Origin of the sequence: Acuticoccus sediminis, assembly GCF_003258595.1 — a bacterium.
GTDB classification, from domain to species: domain Bacteria; phylum Pseudomonadota; class Alphaproteobacteria; order Rhizobiales; family Amorphaceae; genus Acuticoccus; species Acuticoccus sediminis.
Genome location: NZ_QHHQ01000003.1, coordinates 80,928 through 101,379, shown reverse-complemented (window position 1 = coordinate 101,379; position 20,452 = coordinate 80,928). Strand labels below are relative to the sequence as shown.

Genomic DNA, 20,452 nt, shown 5'->3' with positions numbered 1-20,452 from the left:
GATTCCCGGGCGGCCGCCGGCCCATGCGCCTCATCAACCGGAAGCCCGGCCGCGTCGTCGCCATCCTCATCGGCGCGATCCCGTTCGCGCTGGCGATCGGCGCCTACGCCGTCGGCAGTGGGATCCGCCGCGCCGAGAACCCGGCGGACAAGCTCCTGCCGTCGCTCTCGGCCATGGCGGAGGCCTTCGTCCGCATGGCCTTCGAGGCGGACAAGCGCTCCGGCGACTACCTCCTGTGGGTCGATACCGCGGCGAGCCTGGAACGCCTCTTCTACGGCATGGCGATCGCCGCGCTGCTGGCTGTGGTGATCGGCGCGGTCATCGGCATCCTGCCGCTGGGAAGGGCGTTCTTCTCGCCCTTCGTGGCGGCGTTCTCGCTGATCCCGCCGATCACGGTGCTGCCGATCCTCTTCATCGTGCTGGGGCTCGGCGAGGCGGCGAAGGTGGGGCTCATCGTGGTGGGCACCGCGCCACTGATGATCCGCGCCGTCGCCCAGGCGATCCTCGACCTGCCGCGCGAGGAGATCATCCGCGCCCAGACGCTCGGCGCCAGTTCGCTGCAGCTCACCATGCGCGTGGTGCTGCCGCAGATGTGGCCCCACCTGATCCGGGCGGTGCGGATGGGGCTGGTCCCGGCCTGGATCTTCCTCGTCTCGGCGGAGGCGATCGCGGCGACGGAGGGGCTCGGCTACCGCATCTTCCTCGTCCGCCGCTACCTCGCGATGGACGTCATCATCCCGTACGTCGTGTGGATCACCGTGCTCGCGTACGTGATCGACAGGGTGCTTGCCATCCTGTCACGCCGGCTGTTCCCCTGGGCGCATCTGACGGGGGACGGCCTATGAGTTTCGTTGAGGTGCGCCGGCTCGGCGTCACCTATGGCGAATTTCCGATCCTGGAGCGCGTCTCGATGGACGTCGCCGAAGGCGCGATGGTGACGATCGTCGGCGCGTCGGGCTGCGGCAAGTCGACGTTCCTGCGCATCCTCCTCGGTCAGGAGCGGCCGACCGCTGGTGCCGTCCTCATCGAAGGCGCGCCGATCGCCGCCGAGCCGGACCCGGACCGGGGCATCGTGTTCCAGAAGTGCTCGGTCTTCCCGCACCTCACGGTGATGGAAAACCTGACGCTGCCATTCGAGATCGAGACCGGCGGCCCGTTCGCCCGCCTCTTCGGTGCCCGACGCCGCGCCGCGCGCGAGAAAGCGGGGGCGATGATGCAGCGCCTCGGCCTCACCCACGCGGCAGGGCGCTGGCCGGCGCAGCTCTCCGGCGGCATGCAGCAGCGTCTGGCGCTCGGCCAGGCCCTGCTGCGCCGGCCGAAGATCCTGCTCCTCGACGAGCCTTTCGGCGCGCTCGACCCCGGCACCCGACGCGAGATGCAGGAGCTCCTGACCGAGCTCTGGCGAGAGACGGGGATGACCGTCTTCATGGTCACCCACGACATCAAGGAAGCCTTCGAGCTCGGCACCCGCGTCCTCGTCTTCGACAAGATCCGTCACGACCCGCAGCACCCGCACGCCTACGGCGCGACGATCACCTACGACATTCCCCTCAAGACTCCCGTCCCGGTGGAGGCGCCCGCTCCCGCGGCGCCGCATCTCACCCTCGTGACGGACACGAACGTGAAGGACGTCTCTCATGAACGACCAACCCGTCCGCCTGTCCCGGAAGGCCGGCGCCCGTAGCCGGCCGGCGCCGGCGCGGGCGCACCATCCGGACTTCAACGCCCGCGAGACGCGCGGCTGGAAGGCGCTCGAGGCGGAGGACAAGCTGCCCGGCAGCGCCTGGGCGCGCGAGCAGAAGTGGGCGCTGGAGATGGGGCTGCCCGGGGCGCCCTCTTTGGAAGACCGGACGATCCCGACCTTCGCGCGGGGCGAGCTGCCGCACTTCGCCGGCATCAACACCTTCCTGAAGGCGCCCTACGTGGAGAACATCAGGGACGTCGCCAAGTACGACGCCGCGGTGCTCGGCGTCCCGTTCGATTCCGGCACCACCTACCGGCCAGGAACCCGCTTCGGGCCGCAGGGGATCCGCCGCATCTCCGCGCTCTACACGACCTACAACTACGAGCTCGGCGTCGACCTGCGCGAGCAGATGACCCTGTGCGACGCGGGCGACGTCTTCACGATCCCCGGCAACCTCGAAAAGTCGTTCGACCAGATCAGCCGCGGCGTCGGCCATGTCTTCGCCTCGGGCGCGCTGCCGATCATCCTCGGCGGGGACCACTCGATCGGCTTTCCCTGCGTGCGCGGCATCGCGGAGAACACCTCCAAGCGCATCGGCATCATCCACTTCGACCGTCACATCGACATCCAGGAGAAGGATCTCGACGAGCGGATGCACACGACGCCCTGGTTCTGGGCGACGAACCTTCCGAACGTGCCGGCGGTGAACCTCGTGCAACTCGGGATCGGCGGCTGGCAGGTCCCCCGCCCCGGCGCGAAGGAGGCATTCCGGCGCCAGACGAACGTGCTGACCATCGAGGACATCGAGGAGTACGGCCTCGAGAAGACGGCCGAGATCGCGCTGGAGCTCGCCTGGAAGGACGCGGACGCGGTCTACATCTCCTTCGACGTCGACAGCCTCGACTGCGGCTTCGTTCCCGGCACCGGCTGGCCCGAGCCCGGCGGCTTCCTGCCGCGCGAGGCGCTGAAGATCCTCGGCCTCGTCTGCGCTCCCGGGATCTGCGGCCTCGAGGTCGTCGAGGTCTCGCCGCCCTACGACACGTCCGACATCACCGCGCTGATGGGCGTGCGCGTCGCGGTCGAGGCGCTCGGGTCGATGTGCGCCCACGGCACGCTCGGCAAGCACCGGTCCATCATCGACAAGCCCATCGACTACGAGAAGGCCTGACCCCATGCACCGCGGCCACGACGAGCCCTACAACCCGTACGCCGTCCGCCCCGCCGGCGGCCACGCGCATGCCCACGCCGAGGCGCATTCCCATTCCCATTCCCATTCCCATGCACACGGCCACAACCGCGGCACCGTGCAGTGGCAGACGCCGCACGACCCCCACGGCGGCGACGTCCACGAACACGCCCCGCACGAGCCGGACCTCGACCTCGTCGAAACGGCCTTCGTCGAGGGCTTCCGGCACACCGGCGACCCGACGAGCTTCCTGCGCCTCGCCGGGATCCCCTTCGTCGGCCGCCGGGCCGACGGGGCGGAGCTGAAGCTGCTGCGCGTCGCGCTCGGCACCTCGGCGGACATGGCTTCGCTGACGCCCCATCTCGGCGGCGGCTCGTTCCGCTACGACCCGCTCCCGGCGGCGATGGTCTCCAAGCGCTCATCGCTCGCCTTCGTCTATTTCGACGGCAGGGCGACGATGGAGTTGACCTTCGAGGAGGCTCGCGCTCTCTCCCCGGTGTGACCGAGCGCGATCCTTCCCCCCTCCCCAGCCCGACCCGACCGCGCGCCCCACGCGCGGCGGCGCCCGAGCTCATCCTCAGCAATGCCGAGGCCCGGCACGTCTTCCTGACGCGCCACCGGCTGGCCGCACCGCCGACCGGCCCCGCCGACCCCGCGACCGTGAGCGATACGATCCGCCAGATCGGCTTCGTGCAGGTGGATTCGGTGTCCACCGTCGCGCGGGCGCATCACATGATCCTCTACGCCCGCCACCATCGTTACCGTCCCGGCACGCTGACCCGCCTCCTCGACCAGCGGCTGCTGTTCGAGGGGTGGACGCACGACGCCAGCCTCATTCCGATGGCGTTCTGGCCGTACTGGCGGCGCCGCTTCCGCACCGCCGAGGCGGCCCTGCGCGAGCGCTGGGGCGACCGGCACGGCCGCGACCTCAGCCAGTGCGACGAGGTCCTCGCCCACATCCGCGACAACGGCCCCACCCTGTCGCGCGACTTCGAGGAGGAGAAGTCCTCCGCCGGGTGGTGGAACTGGCAGCCCAGCAAGGTCGCGCTCGAGTTCCTCTGGCGCACCGGGCAGCTCTCCGTCTGCCACCGCGAGGCGTTCCAGAAGGTCTACGACCTCACCGAACGCGTCGTTCCGCCGGATATCCACGCCCACGAGGTCACCGACGAGGAGATCGTCGACTGGGCAGCCGAGGCGGCGCTGGAGCGGCTCGGCTTCGCCACGCCCCGCCAGCTCGCCGACTTCTTCGAGCTGATCACCACCGCCGAGGCGGAGGGCTGGCTGTCGCGCAACGCCGGCCGGCTGCGCCGCATCGGGATCACCCTCGCGGACGGCACCGTGCGCCCGGCCTACGCCTTTGCCGACGGCGCCCCGCTGGAGACCGCCGGTCCGACCGCGCGGCTTCGCATCGTCAGCCCCTTCGACCCCATGGTGCGCGACCGCCGCCGCACGGAGGCCCTGTTCGACTTCCACTACCGGATCGAGATCTACGTGCCGAAGCCGAAGCGCCGCTACGGCTACTACGTGTTTCCGATCCTTGAGGGGGACCGCTTCGTCGGTCGGATCGACATGACGCGCGGAACCTCCGGCGCGCTCGAGGTGACCGGGGTGTGGCCGGAGCCGGGCGTGCGATTCGGCGCCGCGAGGGCGCGGGCGCTGGAGGCGGAGCTTACCCGCCTCGCCCGCTTCGCCGGCTGCGAGGGCGTGGTCTTCCTGGACGGCTGGCTGCGCGACTAGCGCACCGGCCGCTCCGCGGGTCCGGGCACCCACCGGTCAACGAGCCGGACGCTCCGGAACCCCGCCAGCGTCCCGCCGATGCCGCGGAGCGGCGCAAACGCATGGCCGACGGGAACGCCGGACACCACCAGCCCCTCGACGAACTGCCCGGCCATCGGCCCCCTCTCCCCCGCCCGTCGTCGTCCGCGGCCCGCTGCGCTGCACGGACCGGTCCGGCGGCGCGCATCGGGCTCACGGCGCGTCCATCTCCGCCGGAAGCCACCTGTTGACGAGCTTGACGCTGCCCCAGCCGGCAATCGCCCCGACGACGACGCAGATCGGCGTGAAGAGGTGCACGAACGGGACGCCGAAGACGAGGCCGAAGACCGCCCCGGCGATCAGCCCGCGGCGCGGCCGCAGCCCGAAGCGGTCGAGGCCGAACCAGATCGGAATTCCCACGACGAGCGCCGGCAGGCCGACGATCACCGCGGCGAACCGCACGTAGATCCAGAACGCGGCGGCAAGCTGCACGAAGGTCGGCCAGCTCTCGGACGGCGCCTGGGTCGCCCGGGCGAGCATCAGCCCGAGCACGAGGACGAGCGCGCTCACGACCGAGCCGACGAACGCCGCGAGGAACGCGCCGAGCAGGCATCGCATGATCGCCCGTCCCCAGCCCATCCCCATCCGCTCGCTCATTGCCGTCTCCCCTTCAGACTATGGCCCAGCGCGTCGGCGGGCCAGTCTCAACCCTGATCCCGATCGGGTGATCGCCCGAACCGGACCAGCGGTCTGACGGCAGAGTGCAACAAACGGCGGCACAAATGAAAACGGGGCGCCGCAAGGGCGCCCCGCTGGAGGTCGTCGAAGCCGGAGGGCCGGGATGTCAGCGGCTCACTGCCACTGCTTGATGATCTCCTCGTAGGCGATCGTCTCGCCCTTCGGCTTCTCGTTCTCGAGCTTGGGCTTGGGCGCGCCCGGCTGGTCGAGCCAGTACTGCGGGTCGCGCTCCTCGTTGAGGCGCGGACCGCAGCCGCCGTAGACGTTGGCCTTCTCGTCGGCCTGCTGCATGCGGGCCATGATCTGGTCCATCTCGCCGGCGAGGCGGTCCATGGCGACCTGCGGGGTGTAGTTGCCGGCGTTCACGTCACCGATGTACTGCCACCAGAGCTGGGCCAGCTTCGGGTAGTCGGGCACGTTGACGCCCGTCGGGGTCCATCGCGTCCGGTCGGGCGAGCGGTAGAACTCGACGAGGCCGCCCAGCGCCGGGGCGCGCTCGGTGAAGGACTCGTGGTTCACCGTGGAGTCGCGCACGAAGGTGAGGCCGACGTGGCTCTTCTCCGTGTCGACGGTCTTCGACGTCACGAACTGGGCGTAGAGCCAGGCGGCCTTGCGGCGATCTTCCGGGGTGGACTTCAGGAAGGTCCACGAGCCGACGTCCTGGTAGCCGACCTTCATGCCCTCGGACCAGTACGGGCCGTGCGGCGACGGCGCCATGCGCCAGAGCGGCATGCCCTCGTCGTCCACCGTCTGGTTCCCTTCCGACTTCGGCTTGACCATGTCGGCGGTGAAGGCGGTGTACCAGAAGATCTGCTGCGCGACGTTGCCCTGGTTGAGCGCCGGAAGCGACTGGTAGAAGTCGTAGGACGCCGCCGACGGGGGCGCATAGGCCCGCAGCCACTCATCCCACTTGGCGATGGCGTAGACCGCCGCCGGCGAGTTCGTGCCGCCGCCGCGCGAGACCGAGGCGCCGACCGGGTTGCACGACCCCTCGTCCATGCGGATGCCCCACTCGTCGACCGGGCGCCCGTTCGGCAGGCCCGGGTCGCCCTCGCCGGCCATGGAGAGCCACGCGTCGGTCATGCGCCAGCCGAGGTCCGGCGCGCGCTTGCCGTAGTCCATGTGGCCATAGACGCGGACGCCGTCGATCTCCTTGACGTCGTTGGAGAAGAACTCGGCAATGTCCTCATAGGCCGACCAGTTCACCGGCACGCCGAGGTCGTAGCCGTACTTGGCCTTGAACTTCGCCTGATAGTCAGGATTGTCGAACCAGTCCTTGCGGAACCAGTAGAGGTTAGCGAACTGCTGGTCGGGAAGCTGCCACAGCTTGCCGTCCGGACCCGTGGTGAAATCCTTGCCGATGAAGTCCTCGAGGTCGAGCGAGGGGCTGGTGACGTCCTTGCCGTCGCCGCTCATCCAGTCGGACAGGTTGACGGCCGCCTGCAGGCGCGAGTGGGTGCCGATCAGGTCGCTGTCGTTGATGTAGGCGTCGTAGAGGTTGCGGTTCGTCTGCATCTGCGTCTGGACCGCCTGCACCACCTCGCCCTCGCCGAGGAGCTGGTGGTTCACCTTGATGCCGGTGATCTCCTCGAACGCCTTGGTGAGGACCTCCGACTCCCAGCTGTGGGTCGGGATCGTCTCGGAGAGGACGTTGATCTCCATGCCGCGGTAGGGCTCGGCGGCGTCGATGAACCACTGCATCTCCTGCATCTGTTCATCCCTGGAGAGGACCGACCGCTTGAACGTCGAGTCGATCCACCGCTCGGCGGCGGCGGTGTCGGCGAGTGCCGGCGTCGCCGCGGAGAGCGCCACCGCCCCCACCGTCGTCAATAGGAGTGTTCTCACGGGATTTCTCATGCGCTTCGTCTCCCTTCGTTCTCGTTGGACGTGTTATTGCCCCGCGGCTGCTGATATGGATGCAACCGCTCGGGCGCCGGTCCCTGCGCGCCAAGCCCACGCAAGGTCAGGATACGTATGGTGTTTCGGGTCTTCGGCGTTTGCGCCGCGCTGGTCGCGGTCGGCCTCGCCGGCTGTTTGAGCAACAAGGCCGACCTCGGCCGCGACGCATTTGTCGGCGACTGGAAGTGCGGCGACACCAGGCTCGCCCTGTCCTCCCGCAGCGTCGACGTCGACGGCAAGAGCGAATCGATCGCGTGGATCGAGACCGGCGGCAACGCCGACTACGGCCTCTTCACGACCAAGGGCGGCCACTACTCGGTCTTCAACACGACCAAGCGCTCGCTGACCTTCCACGACCACAAGGGTGGCTCGACGATCGACTGCAAGCGCGCCTGAGCCGGCCATCTCACACCACGAGGAACACGACGATCGCCACGACCACCGCGATGATCGAGGCGATCCACAGCGGTCCGGTGGCGACGGCGAGCCAGCCGAGGTGGATGTAGGCGGCGGCGAGGAGCGAAATGAACAGCCTGTCGCCGCGAGTGGTGCGCAGGCCGAGCGCCCCGTCGCGCGGGTGCCCGCCGGGGCGCACCAGCTCCCACCCCGTCATCAGGAGGAGCGCGGCGGCGATGGAGGCGAAGAAGACCGCCGTCTGCCACGTCCAGGCCATCCAGCCGAGCCCGAGGCGCTCGGCGATGGTCGGCTCGGCGGCCTGCGCCAGCGCCGGTGCGGCGACGAGGACGAAGCCCGCCGCGAGGAGCGCGCGTCGCAGCATCAAACCCTCCCCAGGGCGAAGCCCTTGGCAATGTAGTTTCGCACGAAATAGATGACGATCGCGCCGGGGATGATGGTGAGGACGCCCGCCGCCGCGAGCAGCCCCAGCTCGTAGCCCGAGGTCGACGCGGTGCGCGTCATCACCGCGGCGATGGGCTTGGCGTAGACCGTCGTCAGGTTCTTCGCGAGCAGCATCTCCACCCAGGAGAACATGAAGCAGAAGAACGCGGTGACGCCGATGCCGCTCGCGATCAGCGGCATGAAGATCTTCACGAAGAACTTCGGGAACGAATAGCCGTCGATGTAGGCCGTCTCGTCGATCTCCTTCGGCACGCCCGACATGAACCCCTCCAGGATCCACACCGCGAGCGGCACGTTGAAGAGGCAGTGGGCCAGCGCCACGGCCCAGTGCGTGTCGAAAAGGCCCATAGAGGAGTAGAGCTCGACGAACGGCAGAACGAAGACGGCGGGCGGCGCCATGCGGTTGGTCAGCAGCCAGAAGAAGAGGTGCTTGTCGCCCATGAAGCGGTAGCGCGAGAACGCGTAGGCCGCCGGCAGAGCCACCGTGACCGAGATCACCGTGTTCATGACCACGTAGATCATCGAGTTGACGTAGCCCATGTACCAGGCCGGGTTCGTCAGGATCTCGACGTAGGAGTCGACGGTGAAGTTCTTCGGATACGGGCTGAAGCCGCCGAGGATCTCGTTCGTCGTCTTGAAGCTCATGTTGATGAGCCAGTAGATCGGCAGCATCAGGAAGAGGATGTAGAGCGTCGGTACCAGCCAGCGCAGGCCGATCCGGCGCGCCGGACGGGCCTCGGCGACCGCGGGCGCGGCTGCCGCGTGCGCGGCGGGCAGGCTGGAGGCGTCCTGCGCGGTCATTGGCCGGCCTCCTTGTCCTTGGTCATCAGGGTGAAGAAGAGCCAGCAGACGAGCAGCGTCATCAGGAAGTAGATGATGGACATGGCCGCCGCGATGCCGAGGTTGAACTCGCCAACCGCCGCCTTCACGAGGTCGATCGAGAGGAACGTCGTCGCGTTGCCGGGGCCGCCGCCGGTCAGGACGAAGGGCTCCGTGTAGATCATGAACGAGTCGATGAAGCGCAGCAGGATCGCGATGATCAGCACGGTCTTCATTTTCGGCAGCTGGATGTAGCGGAACACGGCCCAGCGCGAGGCCCCGTCGATCTTCGCCGCGCGGTAGTACGCCTCGTCGATGGACTGCAGTCCGGCGTAGGCGAGGAGCACGACGAGAGAGGTCCAGTGCCAGACGTCCATCAGGATGACGGTGAACCAGGCCGACACCGGCTGGTTGGTGTAGTTGTAGTTGAAGCCCAGCGAGTTGAGGCCCCAGCCGAGAAGTCCGATCTCGGGCAGCGCGAAGATGTTCCAGATCGCGCCGACCACGTTCCACGGAATCAGCAGCGGCAGCGCCATGAGGACGAGGCAGACCGACGCCCAGGCGCCCTTGCGCGGCATCGCCAGCGCGACGGCGACCCCCAGCGGAACCTCGATGGCGAGGATGATGAAGGTGAACGCGAACTGGCGGATCAGCGCGGCGTGGAAGCGCTCGGAGTGCAGCACGTCCTCGTAGTGGCGGGTGCCGACCCAGTCCCAGAAGCCGGCGATGAAGCTCTCCTGGAGGGAGTAGTTCACCACCGTCATCAGCGGGATGATCGCGTTCATCGCCACCAGGAGGAGCACCGGCAGGACGAGGAACCAGGCCTTGTTGTTCTCGGTCTTGGTCATCGGGCCACCTCGATGCGCCAGTCGTCGGCGTAGACGTTGATGCCCTCGGGCCGGAACGAGGCCCGCGGGTGCGCCGGCACGTTGGCCCCCTCGGGAAGGATCGCCGCCACGTGATGCCCGGCGAGGATGCCGTGGACGATCTTCTCCCGGCCGATGTCGTCGACCCTCGTGACGGCGAACGGCAGCCCCTCGTCGCCGACGGCGACGAACTCGGGACGGACGCCGATGCTGGTGGCCGCCCCTGGCGGCGGCGTCACCGCGCCCGGCAGGCGGATCTCCCCGCTGTCGAGGATCGCCTTCTCCCCGTCGATCGCCACCGGGAGGACGTTCATCCCGGGAGAGCCGATGAAGTAGCCGACGAAGGTGTGCGCCGGGCGCTCGAAGAGGTCCTGGGGCGTGCCGACCTGCACGACCTCGCCGCCGGTCATGACGACGACCTTGTCGGCGAAGGTCAGCGCCTCGGTCTGGTCGTGGGTGACGTAGACCATGGTGTGTCCGAACTCGCGGTGCAGCGTCTTGAGCTGCGAGCGGAGCTGCCACTTGAGGTGCGGGTCGATCACCGTCAGCGGCTCGTCGAAGAGGATCGCGGCGACGTTCTCGCGCACCATGCCGCGGCCGAGCGAGATCTTCTGCTTGAGGTCCGCGGTGAGGCTCGCGGCGCGCTTGCCCGCATGTTCGGCAAGGCCGAGCATGTCGATGATGCGGGAGACGCGCTCGTTGATCTTCGCCTTCGGCACACCGCGGTTCTTCAGCGGGAAGGCGAGGTTCTCGGCCACGGTCATGGTGTCGTAGACAACCGGGAACTGGAACACCTGGGCGATGTTGCGCGCCTCCGGCGGGAGCATCGTCACGTCGCGCCCGTCGAACAGCACCCGCCCCTCGGACGGCGTGAGGAGGCCGGAGATGATGTTCAGCAGCGTGGTCTTGCCGCAGCCGGACGGCCCCAGCAGCGCGAAGGCGCCGCCGTCGGTCCAGACGTGGTCCAGCTCCTTCAGCGCGTAGTCGTCGCGGCTCTTCGTCGGACCGTAGGCGTGGCGGATGTGGTCGAGGGTGATTTCCGCCATGGTCAGGCCGCCATCCGTCCGCCGTCGCCCATGACGGCGTCGCCGTTCATGTCGAACACGAGGAGATGCCGGGGCGCGAACGAGACCGTGAGGTCGTCGCCCGCCCGGTAGTCGTGGATGCCGTGCGCCAGCATGACGAACGGCTCGCCCAGGCACGTCATGTGCACGAAGCTCTCCGATCCGGTGATCTCGGTGACGCGCACGGTGGCGGGAAGCGTCAGCATCCCCGCCTCGGCGTGCGGCTGAAGGTGGTGCGGTCGGACGCCGATGGCGTAGGTCCCGTCGGCAAGGCCCGCGAAGTCCGGCGGCACTGCGAGGTCGAAGCCGCTCTCGTGCAGGAAGATCCCGCCGGATTTCCTCACCTCGACCGCGTTCAGCGGCGGGTCCGAGAAGGTCCGCGCGGTGTCGAGCGTGTTGGGACGGCGGTAGACGTCGACCGTCGGGCCGAACTGGGTGATCCGCCCCTCCTTGAGGGTCGCGGTGTTGCCGCCGAGGAGCAGCGCCTCCTCCGGCTCGGCCGTGGCGTAGACGAAGATCGCGCCCGATTCGGCGAAGATCTTCGGCAGCTCCGCCCGCAGTTCCTCGCGCAGCTTGTAGTCGAGGTTGGCGAGCGGTTCGTCGAGCAGCACGAGGCGCGCGTTCTTGGCGAGCGCCCGGGCCAGCGCCGTGCGCTGCTGCTGGCCGCCCGAGAGCTGCAGCGGCAGGCGGTCGAGGTAGGGCGTCAGCTTCAGGAGACCGGCGACGCGGGCGACCGTCGTCTCGATCTCGGCCTTCGACCTGCGGGCGATCCGCATCGGCGAGGCGATGTTCTCGTACACCGTCATCGCCGGGTAGTTGATGAACTGCTGGTAGACCATCGCGACGTCGCGCTTCTGGACCGGGACACCGGTGACGTCCGCGTCATCGAAGTGGATCGTTCCGGAGGTCGGGCGGTCGAGCCCGGCCATGAGGCGCATGAGGCTGGTCTTGCCGGACAGGGTCGGGCCGAGCAGGACGTTGAGCGAGCCGGGCTGCAGGGCGAGCGAAATGTCCGCCAGGTGCGTCGCCTCGCCCACGCGCTTGCTGACGCCGCGCAATTCCAGCATCGCCACTCCCCTCTGCGGCACCCGGTGCCGTCGTCTCCCCTGCGGCTTGCGGCCGCTTCACCCGTCTTGGCGGCTTTCCGCCGCCGGTTCGGCAACGTATCGCCGCCGATTATTGTTCGCGGCTTCGGACCGCTTTTCGTTTGCGGCTCGCGCCGCTTCGTTCGTGCACGCGGCGACCGCTTCGCCGTGCCTTGGCCCTGTCGTAGCGCCGCGGCACTGCCGCTTCGCCGTTCCGCGGCGTCGCCGCTATCGCCGGTTGTACCCGGCCCCCAGTGTTGCGGCGCTGTGGCCGCGATCGTCAATCAGGCGGCGTGCGCGGCGTGCCCCGTCACATCCTTGAGGTAGCTGTCGAGGGCGCTCGCCTCGTCCTTCGTCACGAAGAGCCCCAGCTTGGTCCGACGCCACAGGATGTCTTCGGCCGTGATCGCCCATTCGGTGTCGACCAGATGGCGCACTTCGCGCTCCGTGAGCCCGGCCCCGAACGAGCGGCCGAGATCGTCGGCGCTTTCGGCTCCGCGCAGAATGTCCTGCGCGCGCACGCCATAAAGCCGCGACAGCCGCGCCGCGAGCGACGGATCGAGCCAAGGATACGTCGAACAGAGCCGGTTGGCGAACGACTGGGCGACGCTGATTGGCATCTCGCCGCCCGGAAGAGGCGCCCTCGCGGTCCAGCTGCCGCCCTTCGCGCCGATCATCGTCGCGATCCGCTCGGCCGCCGACTCGGCGAGGCGGCGGTAGGTCGTCAGCTTGCCGCCGAAGACGTTGAGGAGCGCCGGCTTGCCGTGCCCGCCCTCGGTCCGCAGCACATAGTCCCGCGTCGCCTCCTGCGCCTTGGACGCCCCGTCGTCGAAGAGCGGGCGCACGCCGGAGTAGGTCCAGACGATGTCCTCGCGCTCGACCGGCGTCCGGAAGTACTCGCTCGCCGCCTCGACCAGGTAGCCGACTTCCTCGTCGGTGATCTTCGCGTCGCGCGGGTCGCCCTCGAAGTCCCGGTCGGTGGTGCCGATGAGCGTGAAGGCGCCCTCGTACGGGATCGCGAAGATGATCCGCCCGTCGGCGTTCTGGAAGATGTACGCCTTGTCGTGGTCGTAGAGCTTCTTCACGACGATGTGGCTGCCCTGGACGAGCCGGACGTTGTGAGCGTCGTTCCGCCCGAACGTCTCGCCTAGGACATGGTCCACCCAGGGGCCGGCGGCATTGACGAGGCAACGGGCCCGCAACTCGCGCGTCGCCCCGTCGGCCCCGCGCAGCGTGACGCGCCAGGCGTCGCCGTCCGGGCGGGCCTCGGTGACCTCGGTGCGGGTGCGGATGACGGCGCCGCGGTCGGCCGCGTCGCGCGCGTTGAGGACGACGAAGCGAGCGTCGTCCACCCAGCAGTCCGAATACTCGAAACCCTTGACGAACTCGGGCTTCAGCGGCGCACCGGCCTCGTCGTGGGCGAGGTCGAGCGTGCGCGTCGGCGGCAGGAGCTTGCGGCCACCGAGGTGGTCGTAGGCGAAGAGGCCGAGGCGCAGCATCCACGTCGGGCGGAGCCCCTCGTGATGCGGCAGCACGAACCGGAGCGGGCGAATGATGTGCGGGGCCATCGCCCAGAGCACTTCGCGCTCGATCAGCGCCTCGCGCACGAGGCGAAACTCGTAGTGTTCGAGATAGCGCAGACCGCCGTGGATCAGCTTCGTCGACCAGGAGGAGGTGCCGGAGGCGAAGTCCACCTTCTCGGCCAGCATGACGGAGTAGCCGCGCCCGATCATGTCGCGCGCGATGCCGCAGCCATTGATGCCGCCGCCGATGACCAGGATGTCGAAGGTGTCGTGTTGATCCACGAGCGTTCTCTCCCCTTTGATCGGGGTAAGTGAAAGCAAACCGAATGTCAAATGAACATGACCGCCGTTCGATCAGGCGCATACGCCGGCCCGCGACGACTCATACCCCCGCCGGACGACGGCGAGGGGCATCCCGAATGCGGTGATGACGGACTGGCCCCCTCCCCGGCCCGGGGCGGGCGGAGGGGAACGGGGCCTCAGGCCTTGCCGGTCTCGATCAGGCGGACGTCGTGGGCGTGGCACACCGAGGCGAGCGCGGGCGGGGCGCGGTCGGTGACGAAGGTCGCCACCTGGCTGATGTGCCCGATCCGAACGGGCGCCGCCCGCTCGTACTTCGAGGCGTCGCTGACGAGGATCACGTGCCGGGCGTTGGCGATGATCGCCTGCGCGACGCGCACCTCGCGGAAATCGTAGTCGAGCAGCGCGCCGTCGGCGTCGATCGCCGAGGCGCCGATGACGGCGTAGTCGACCTTGAACTGGCGGATGAAGTCGCTCGCCGCCTCCCCGACGATGCCGCCGTCCGATCCGCGCACCACCCCGCCGGCGATCACCACCTCGAACTTGGGGTGGAGCCGCATCCGGTTGGCGACGTTGATGTTGTTGGTGATCACCATTAACGCGTCGTGCGACAGGAGCGCCTCGGAGACCGCCTCCGTCGTGGTGCCGATATTGACGAAGAGCGAGGCGCCGTCCGGGATGAGCGCCGCCGCCGCCCGGCCGATGGCGGCCTTCTCCCCCGCCGCCACCTGCCGCCGCTTCTCGTACTCGAGGTTGGCGACGCCGGTCGAGAACACGGCGCCACCATGGACCCGCTGCAGGATCTGGCGCGCGGCCAGCTCGTTGAGGTCCCGGCGGATGGTCTGGGGGGTGACGTCGAAGTGCGCGGCGAGGTCGTCGACGGTGACGCGGCCATGCTCGCGGGCAAGGGCGACGATCCCGTCCTGGCGCATGGCAACGTCCGCCGGACGGGTGAGATCCACGAACTCTCCCTTCATTCGTAGTCCTCGCCTTGTTCGCGCCGACTCTGGTGTGACCGATCCTTGAAGGCTTTGGCAAGATCGCTCGCGCCGCGTCCATCAACAGATTGCGCCGCCCGGACCGTAACGCTTTGCCCGAGGCGGCCGGAGCCTTTAAATTGGCGCGTCATGGATGATGCATCGGCAGATCGGTTGGAGCAGGCCCTGCGGGCGGACGGTGTGCGCATTACGCGCCAGCGCGCGGCCATTTTGAAGGTCCTGTCCGAGGCCGGCGACCATCCGGACGCCAGCGAGCTGCACCGCCGCGCGCGGGACATCGAGGAGACGGTGTCGCTGGCGACAGTCTACCGCACCCTCGCCGCGCTCGAGGCGCAGGGCATCATCCACAGGCACGTCTTCGAGGGCACGCCCGCCCGGTTCGAGACGGCGGACCTGCCACACCACGACCACATCATCGACATAGAGACCGGCGACGTCATCGAGTTCCAGTCGGAGAAGATCGAGCGGCTTCAGCAGGAGATCGCCAAGGAGCTCGGGTACGAGGTGGTCAGGCACCGGCTGGAGCTTTATTGCCGCAGGCCGCGCAAGCCCTGAGGCCGCGTCCCTCCCGGCGGATTCCACCACACCCGAAAAATCCGCAATCAAAAGTTGCATCCGTCATCCGGCGGGTGCTAATCTTCGTATTAAAGATGCCTTAATTGTAAGCTGCGGGGCACAGCGTTTTGGGCTATAGCGTGTCGAGACTTGATTTTATTCGTTTCGTTAACGTTTTGGTGCCGGGAGGGATTGGCCCGGGCAGAGCCGGCACTTCGAGTGACAGGGGTGGATGTTGATCGATAGGACGATGGTGACCCCATTCGGCACGTCACCCACCCCCAACGCGCGCGACCGCGCGACGGACCAGCGCGTCAGCGCCCCCATCATCGACGCGATCCGCCTCGTCCTCGACGTGCCGTACGCGGCGGTCGTGTTCCCGACGAGCACACCCACGCAGCTCGGCCCGAACGCACAACGGATCGCCGCGGTGGTGGACAGCGCGATCGGCGAAGGACGGCCCGTCGCGGTCTGCGACACCCTCGGCCCCCACTCGGTCGACGGCACACCGGCCGAGACGCCGGTGCGGGCGGTCATCGCCGCCCCGTTCGTCTCGCCGCAGCACGGCTGCGGCGCGGTCGTCGCGTTCGACATCGTGCCGCGCGACTTCGCCGAGCGCGACCTCGCGATTCTCGCCCAGTTCGCGCGCTGCATCCTCAGCGAGTTGCACCTCAGCGAACGTGCCGACACCGACGACCTGACCGGCCTCACCCGCCGCCAGCCGTTCACCGCCGCGCTCGGCCTGCTCCTGCACGAGTTCGCGGAGCACGAGACGCCGGCGGTGCTGTCGATCGTCGACCTCGACCACTTCAAGCGCATCAACGACGGGTTCGGCCATGCCGCGGGCGACCTCGTGCTGCGGCTCGCCGCACAGGCCATGCGCCGCGTCCTCGGCCCGGACGCGATCCTGTGCCGTCTCGGCGGGGAGGAGTTCGCGATCGCGCTGCCGCAGTACACGCTGAACATGGCGCTGCCGGTGCTGGAGCGGACGCGCCGGGCGATCGGCACGCTCGCCGTGCCGGAACACGAGGGCATCGCCGTCAGCGCCAGCTTCGGCGTCGCGCCGCTGAACGCCGCGCTCGGCACCGTCTCAGCCTGGTTCAAGACCGCCGACGCCGCGCTCTATACCGCCAAGCAGTCCGGCCGGAACCAGATCCGCGTCGGTTGGCAGACGCGGCCCGACGCGGAGACCGGCGCCACCCACGCGGCGGACCAGAACGGCCAGCGCTGGAGCGGCCTCTCCATCGCGATCTGACCGCCCGGCGCCAACGCCGCAGCCCTGCAATTCACCCGGCCAAGCCCTCTGCCGGCAATCAAGGCTCCGCCCACGCAATCCGGGGCGGGAGCCTGATCGTCGGAGCCGCCGTCGCGCCCCCGGAAAGGCGGCGGGCGGGGCCCGGGGCAAGGGGCCGAAGGCCGGCGAAGCCGCTTGCCCTTGCGCCGGGCCCCGCCCGCTGCCAGGGGGCAATCGCGACGGCGGCTTCGACGATCAGGCGGGACTGATCGTTGGTGGGACCCGAGCCCGCCGGAGGCTCACGCCATCTCGGACACGGTCGCAGCAGTCCCGCCTGCGCCGATCCGGGAGTCCCTTGCGCAAACCGGGGGCTGCCGGCACAGCCTCGGCGACGCGAAGCCGGGCCGTACCGGCGGTGACGTGGTCAGTCGAGGTCGGCGCCCGGGCAGCCGGCGTCGTCGTTGCCGCCTTCGCAGCCGTCCGTTTCCTCGCTCCGCTCCATCTCGCTGAGCTCTCGGCTCATGCCGTCCTGGGCGGGGGCGACCTGATCGTCGACGGTCTCGTCGTCGGCGGCCTCGGCGCCGATCGATTCGACGCCCATCGCACGGTCCTGGGCGGCTTGCTCCTTCTCCATCTTCGCGTCCAGCGACTGCTGCGCGGCGGCGCCGGCGATGGTGAATGCCAGCGCGAGCGCGGTGAGGGTGATGCTGCGGACCATGTTGCCTCCTAATGTTATGGAGCAACTAATCGACCGGGCGCGTGGCTGCCTAGTTCCGCAAAGCCACACGCCCGCCCTGCCGTGACGGCGCCCCCGCCTACTCCGGGGTGTCGACGTCCTCCTCCGTCAGCGGAATCTCCGTCGTCTCCTTGAGCGTCTCCATGGAGAGGAGCGATGTAACGCTGAAGAGCTCCACCTCGGCCACCAGCCGCTTATAGAAGGAGTCGAACGCGCGGGTGTCCGTCACGCGGACCTTGAGGAGGTAGTCGATCTCCCCCGCCAGGCGGTGCGCCTCCTGAACCTCGCCCATGTCGGCGATGGCGGCCGCGAAGCGTTCCAGCCAGGCGCGCGAGTGGCTCGACGTCTTGACCATGACGAAGAAGACCTCCGCGCGGCCGACCTTCTCGGCGTCGAGGATCGCGACCTGCCGGTCGATGATCCCGGCCTCGCGCAATTTCCGGATTCGGTTCCAGACCGGCGACTTGGACGAGTGGACCATCGCGGCCACACGCTCAACGGGCAGTGTCGCGTCCTTCTGCAGGATGGAGAGGATTCTACGATCCAGATCGTCCATGGCGCTATGTCGTCCCCCAAGTGCCGGCGGCGGGAAATTTTCCCGTTTGCGCGATGCTACCATAGCGCCCTGTCTTATTTCATCCCCGATATTGCCCCTCGCGAGGGACAACGACATCTTTGGGGACGCAAACGGCGCGTGTCGTCGACCGGACAGCCGGTCCGCACCGCCACCGCGATCCGAACGCGGGGACGAGTGGAGGTGGCGTGATGGCGAAAGAGAAGCGGCTTGCGGGACCCTCGGTTCTGACGGCGAACGAGATCCTGACCGGCGCCATCGTCTTCTGGACGGGCGGCGGCTGGTCGACGGAGATCGCCGAGGCCGAGCGCGCCGGTCCCGACGCCCGGGCCGACCTCGAGGAGACCGGCCGCGACGAAGAGGACGCCAACCGCGTGGTCGGCGCCTACCTCGTCGCCCTCGACCCGGAGTCGAGCGAGCCGGTCCTGCTTCGCGAGCGTCGGCGTCTCGCCGGCCCCTCCTTCGCGCTCCCGACCGCACGCCAGGCGGCCTGAGAGGAATCATGTACCAATACGACGGATACGATCAGGCGTTCGTCGCCGCCCGCGCGGCCGAGTTCCGCGACCAGGTGGCGCGCCGTCTCGCCGGCCAGCTCTCCGAAGACGAGTTCAAGCCGCTGCGGCTGAAGAACGGCCTTTACCTGCAGCTTCACGCCTACATGCTGCGGATCGCCATCCCCTACGGCGTCCTGTCGGCGAACCAGATGCGCACCCTCGCGCACCTCGCCGACAACTACGACCGGGGCTACGGCCACTTCACGACGCGCCAGAACCTGCAGTTCAACTGGACGCAGCTGAAGGACGTGCCGGACATGCTCGACATTCTGGCCGACGCCGGGATGCACGCGCTGCAGACCTCCGGCAACTGCATCCGCAACGTCACGACCGACGCCTACGCGGGTGTCGCCGGGGACGAGACGGTCGACCCGCGGGCGACGTGCGAGCTGCTGCGCCAGTGGTCGAGCGCGCACCCCGAGTTCGCGTTCCTGCCGCGCAAGTTCAAGATCGCCGTGATCGGCGCCGCCGAGGACCGCGCGGCGATGAAGTTCCACGACATCGGCCTCGTCGCGAAGCCGACATCGGGCAGCGAACGCCCGACCTACGACGTGTGGGTCGGCGGCGGCCAGGGCCGCACGCCGCGCGTCGCGCAGCTCTTCGAGGAGAACGTGCCGTTCGAGCGTCTCCTGCCGACGCTCGACTCGATGTTGCGCGTCTACAACCTCTACGGCCGGCGCGACAACAAGTACAAGGCGCGGATCAAGATCCTGGTCGCCGAGCTCGGCCTCGAGGAGTACCGCCGCGAGGTCTACGAGGACCGCGACGGGCGTGACCTCTCCGCCTTCGACGTGGCGGGCGAGGAATACGACCGCATCGCCGCGCACTTCGACCTCGGCCAGGTGGCCCCGCTCGCCGACCCGGTGGTCGAGGGATCGGGCGCGTACGCCGAGTGGCTCGGCCAGAACGTGATGGCGCACAAGGTGCCGGGCTACGCGGCGGTCTCCGTCTCGTTCAAGGCCGAGGGCGCGATCCCGGGCGACGCCACGGGCGAGGACATGCGCGTCCTGGCCGACATCGCCGACCGCTTCTCGCACTCCGAGCTGCGGATCACGCACCGGCAGAACGTCGTGCTGCCGTTCGTCGCCAAGACGGACCTGCGCGCCGTGTACGACACGCTGGTCGAGGCGGGACTCGCGACGGCCAACGTGGGCCTCTCGAGCGACATCATCGCCTGCCCGGGCCTCGACTACTGCGCGCTCGCGACCGCCCGCTCCATCCCGGTGGCGCAGGCCCTCTCCGAGCAGCTCTCGGCCTGGGAGGCCGAGGCGCGCTCCAACGGCGAGGACCCGAGCGGCCCGACGATCAACATCTCCGGCTGCATCAACGCGTGCGGCCACCACCACGCCGCCAACATCGGCATCCTCGGCCTCAACAAGGCCGAGAAGGAGAGCTACCAGATCACCCTGGGCGGGCGCGCCGACGAGCACGCCGCCGTGGGCGAGATCCTGGGTCCCGGCTTCTCCGCCGAGGAAGTGCCGGCCGTGGTCGACCGGATCATCGCCACCTGGCGCGCCCACCGCGCCGGCGGCGAGAGCTTCAGCGACACCTACACCAGAATCGGCAAGGCCGTTTTCAAGGCTGCCGTCTACGAGGAGCCCCTCCATGTGGCTGCTTGATGCCGAGGGCGGCTTCGCCCACCACGACACCGTCGAGCTGGGCCTCGAGATCGCCGGCGAGGATGTGCCCGACACGATCCCCGCCGAGCCCGTCGTCACCATCCGATTCGGCGGATACGCCGACGGGCGGGGCTACTCCACGGCCAATCGCCTCAGGGCGATGGGCTACCGGGGACGCCTCGTGGCCGTCGGCCCCCTGGTCCCCGACCAGGCCCGTCACGCCTTCCAGTCCGGGTTCGATGCGGTCGCAGTCGATGACGCAGCGGTCACCAGACAAGGCGAATCGGCATGGGCCAATGCCATGTCACTAACCGTGCGCGAGCTTTATATGCCAAGACGTGGCAGCCGTGGACCAGAACACGGTATCTGGGCCGCGCGACACGGTCAGTAACACGGAAAATTAAG

Annotated in this window: 23 protein-coding genes; 11 read left to right on the top strand and 12 right to left on the bottom strand. The window is 68.8% G+C overall.

The window, feature by feature from the left end; genetic code table 11:
* The first annotated feature begins 23 nt into the window (after positions 1 to 23).
* The 5 genes from DLJ53_RS14730 to DLJ53_RS14710 all read left to right on the top strand — a co-directional run bounded on the left by DLJ53_RS14730 (position 24) and on the right by DLJ53_RS14710 (position 4,607).
* Positions 24 to 845, top strand: a complete 822-nt coding sequence (locus tag DLJ53_RS14730) for an ABC transporter permease (RefSeq protein ID WP_111346525.1) — start codon at positions 24 to 26, stop codon at positions 843 to 845.
* The gene (locus DLJ53_RS14725) at positions 842 to 1,684 is read left to right on the top strand and encodes an ATP-binding cassette domain-containing protein (protein ID WP_111346523.1); all 843 of its coding nucleotides are present in this window, start codon (positions 842 to 844) and stop codon (positions 1,682 to 1,684) included. Before DLJ53_RS14730 ends, DLJ53_RS14725 begins: the two co-directional genes overlap by 4 nt.
* Positions 1,638 to 2,852: an agmatinase family protein gene (locus tag DLJ53_RS14720; protein ID WP_111346520.1), complete on the top strand. Its 1,215-nt coding sequence runs from the start codon at positions 1,638 to 1,640 to the stop codon at positions 2,850 to 2,852. Before DLJ53_RS14725 ends, DLJ53_RS14720 begins: the two co-directional genes overlap by 47 nt.
* Positions 2,853 to 2,856: 4 nt before the next feature.
* Complete coding sequence (locus DLJ53_RS14715; protein ID WP_111346518.1) at positions 2,857 to 3,372, top strand: hypothetical protein; 516 nt, start codon at positions 2,857 to 2,859, stop codon at positions 3,370 to 3,372.
* A gap of 158 nt (positions 3,373 to 3,530) precedes the next feature.
* Positions 3,531 to 4,607 (top strand): winged helix-turn-helix domain-containing protein, encoded by a 1,077-nt coding sequence (locus tag DLJ53_RS14710; protein ID WP_244935079.1) that lies wholly within the window; start codon positions 3,531 to 3,533, stop codon positions 4,605 to 4,607.
* Here the strand turns inward: DLJ53_RS14710 and DLJ53_RS35200 are convergent.
* The 3 genes from DLJ53_RS35200 to DLJ53_RS14700 all read right to left on the bottom strand — a co-directional run bounded on the left by DLJ53_RS35200 (position 4,604) and on the right by DLJ53_RS14700 (position 7,220).
* On the bottom strand, positions 4,604 to 4,762 hold the full coding sequence (locus tag DLJ53_RS35200) for a hypothetical protein (protein WP_162409234.1): 159 nt from the start codon (positions 4,760 to 4,762) through the stop codon (positions 4,604 to 4,606). The genes DLJ53_RS14710 and DLJ53_RS35200 overlap by 4 nt on opposite strands.
* 76 nt (positions 4,763 to 4,838) lie before the next feature.
* The gene (locus DLJ53_RS14705; RefSeq protein ID WP_111346514.1) at positions 4,839 to 5,282 is read right to left on the bottom strand and encodes a hypothetical protein; all 444 of its coding nucleotides are present in this window, start codon (positions 5,280 to 5,282) and stop codon (positions 4,839 to 4,841) included.
* Between the two features lie 195 nt (positions 5,283 to 5,477).
* Positions 5,478 to 7,220 carry an ABC transporter substrate-binding protein gene (locus DLJ53_RS14700; protein WP_111346512.1) on the bottom strand — a complete coding sequence of 581 codons (1,743 nt, stop codon included), beginning with the start codon at positions 7,218 to 7,220 and terminating at the stop codon, positions 5,478 to 5,480.
* A gap of 120 nt (positions 7,221 to 7,340) precedes the next feature.
* Between DLJ53_RS14700 and DLJ53_RS14695 the strand changes: the two genes are divergently transcribed.
* Positions 7,341 to 7,658 (top strand): cupredoxin domain-containing protein, encoded by a 318-nt coding sequence (locus DLJ53_RS14695; protein WP_162409233.1) that lies wholly within the window; start codon positions 7,341 to 7,343, stop codon positions 7,656 to 7,658.
* Positions 7,659 to 7,668: 10 nt separating this feature from the next.
* Here DLJ53_RS14695 and DLJ53_RS14690 read toward each other — a convergent pair whose 3' ends face one another.
* The 7 genes from DLJ53_RS14690 to DLJ53_RS14660 form a co-directional block, all read right to left on the bottom strand.
* A complete protein-coding gene (locus tag DLJ53_RS14690) occupies positions 7,669 to 8,040 on the bottom strand; it encodes a DUF2160 domain-containing protein (RefSeq protein WP_111346508.1) in 372 nt (123 codons plus the stop codon).
* The gene (locus DLJ53_RS14685) at positions 8,040 to 8,792 is read right to left on the bottom strand and encodes a carbohydrate ABC transporter permease (protein WP_226582177.1); all 753 of its coding nucleotides are present in this window, start codon (positions 8,790 to 8,792) and stop codon (positions 8,040 to 8,042) included. Before DLJ53_RS14685 ends, DLJ53_RS14690 begins: the two co-directional genes overlap by 1 nt.
* A 125-nt stretch (positions 8,793 to 8,917) precedes the next feature.
* Positions 8,918 to 9,787 carry a carbohydrate ABC transporter permease gene (locus tag DLJ53_RS14680; protein ID WP_111346504.1) on the bottom strand — a complete coding sequence of 290 codons (870 nt, stop codon included), beginning with the start codon at positions 9,785 to 9,787 and terminating at the stop codon, positions 8,918 to 8,920.
* Positions 9,784 to 10,851 (bottom strand): ABC transporter ATP-binding protein, encoded by a 1,068-nt coding sequence (locus tag DLJ53_RS14675; RefSeq protein ID WP_111346502.1) that lies wholly within the window; start codon positions 10,849 to 10,851, stop codon positions 9,784 to 9,786. Before DLJ53_RS14675 ends, DLJ53_RS14680 begins: the two co-directional genes overlap by 4 nt.
* Before the next feature lie 2 nt (positions 10,852 to 10,853).
* Positions 10,854 to 11,936: an ABC transporter ATP-binding protein gene (locus tag DLJ53_RS14670; RefSeq protein WP_111346500.1), complete on the bottom strand. Its 1,083-nt coding sequence runs from the start codon at positions 11,934 to 11,936 to the stop codon at positions 10,854 to 10,856.
* Between the two features lie 302 nt (positions 11,937 to 12,238).
* On the bottom strand, positions 12,239 to 13,759 hold the full coding sequence (gene glpD / locus DLJ53_RS14665; RefSeq protein WP_111346498.1) for a glycerol-3-phosphate dehydrogenase: 1,521 nt from the start codon (positions 13,757 to 13,759) through the stop codon (positions 12,239 to 12,241).
* A 197-nt stretch (positions 13,760 to 13,956) separates the two neighbouring features.
* Positions 13,957 to 14,709 (bottom strand): DeoR/GlpR family DNA-binding transcription regulator, encoded by a 753-nt coding sequence (locus tag DLJ53_RS14660; RefSeq protein ID WP_111347779.1) that lies wholly within the window; start codon positions 14,707 to 14,709, stop codon positions 13,957 to 13,959.
* Positions 14,710 to 14,904: 195 nt separating this feature from the next.
* Between DLJ53_RS14660 and DLJ53_RS14655 the strand changes: the two genes are divergently transcribed.
* The gene (locus tag DLJ53_RS14655) at positions 14,905 to 15,330 is read left to right on the top strand and encodes a Fur family transcriptional regulator (RefSeq protein WP_111346496.1); all 426 of its coding nucleotides are present in this window, start codon (positions 14,905 to 14,907) and stop codon (positions 15,328 to 15,330) included.
* Between the two features lie 250 nt (positions 15,331 to 15,580).
* On the top strand, positions 15,581 to 16,585 hold the full coding sequence (locus DLJ53_RS14650) for a GGDEF domain-containing protein (RefSeq protein ID WP_162409231.1): 1,005 nt from the start codon (positions 15,581 to 15,583) through the stop codon (positions 16,583 to 16,585).
* A 403-nt stretch (positions 16,586 to 16,988) separates the two neighbouring features.
* Here the strand turns inward: DLJ53_RS14650 and DLJ53_RS14645 are convergent, their stop codons facing one another.
* Together DLJ53_RS14645 and DLJ53_RS14640 are read right to left on the bottom strand one after the other, a co-directional pair.
* Positions 16,989 to 17,282, bottom strand: a complete 294-nt coding sequence (locus tag DLJ53_RS14645) for a hypothetical protein (RefSeq protein WP_111346492.1) — start codon at positions 17,280 to 17,282, stop codon at positions 16,989 to 16,991.
* 97 nt (positions 17,283 to 17,379) lie between these two features.
* Positions 17,380 to 17,856, bottom strand: a complete 477-nt coding sequence (locus tag DLJ53_RS14640; RefSeq protein WP_111346490.1) for an Lrp/AsnC family transcriptional regulator — start codon at positions 17,854 to 17,856, stop codon at positions 17,380 to 17,382.
* A 209-nt stretch (positions 17,857 to 18,065) separates the two neighbouring features.
* On the opposite strand from DLJ53_RS14640, the gene DLJ53_RS14635 reads away from it, so the two are divergent.
* The 3 genes from DLJ53_RS14635 to DLJ53_RS14625 are packed head-to-tail and all read left to right on the top strand — an operon-like array spanning position 18,066 to position 20,438.
* The gene (locus DLJ53_RS14635; protein WP_111346488.1) at positions 18,066 to 18,368 is read left to right on the top strand and encodes a DUF2849 domain-containing protein; all 303 of its coding nucleotides are present in this window, start codon (positions 18,066 to 18,068) and stop codon (positions 18,366 to 18,368) included.
* Between the two features lie 8 nt (positions 18,369 to 18,376).
* On the top strand, positions 18,377 to 20,047 hold the full coding sequence (locus DLJ53_RS14630) for a nitrite/sulfite reductase (RefSeq protein WP_111346486.1): 1,671 nt from the start codon (positions 18,377 to 18,379) through the stop codon (positions 20,045 to 20,047).
* A complete protein-coding gene (locus DLJ53_RS14625; protein WP_111346484.1) occupies positions 20,034 to 20,438 on the top strand; it encodes a DUF934 domain-containing protein in 405 nt (134 codons plus the stop codon). The genes DLJ53_RS14630 and DLJ53_RS14625 overlap by 14 nt, the downstream gene beginning before the upstream one ends.
* The last annotated feature ends 14 nt before the right edge of the window (positions 20,439 to 20,452 follow it).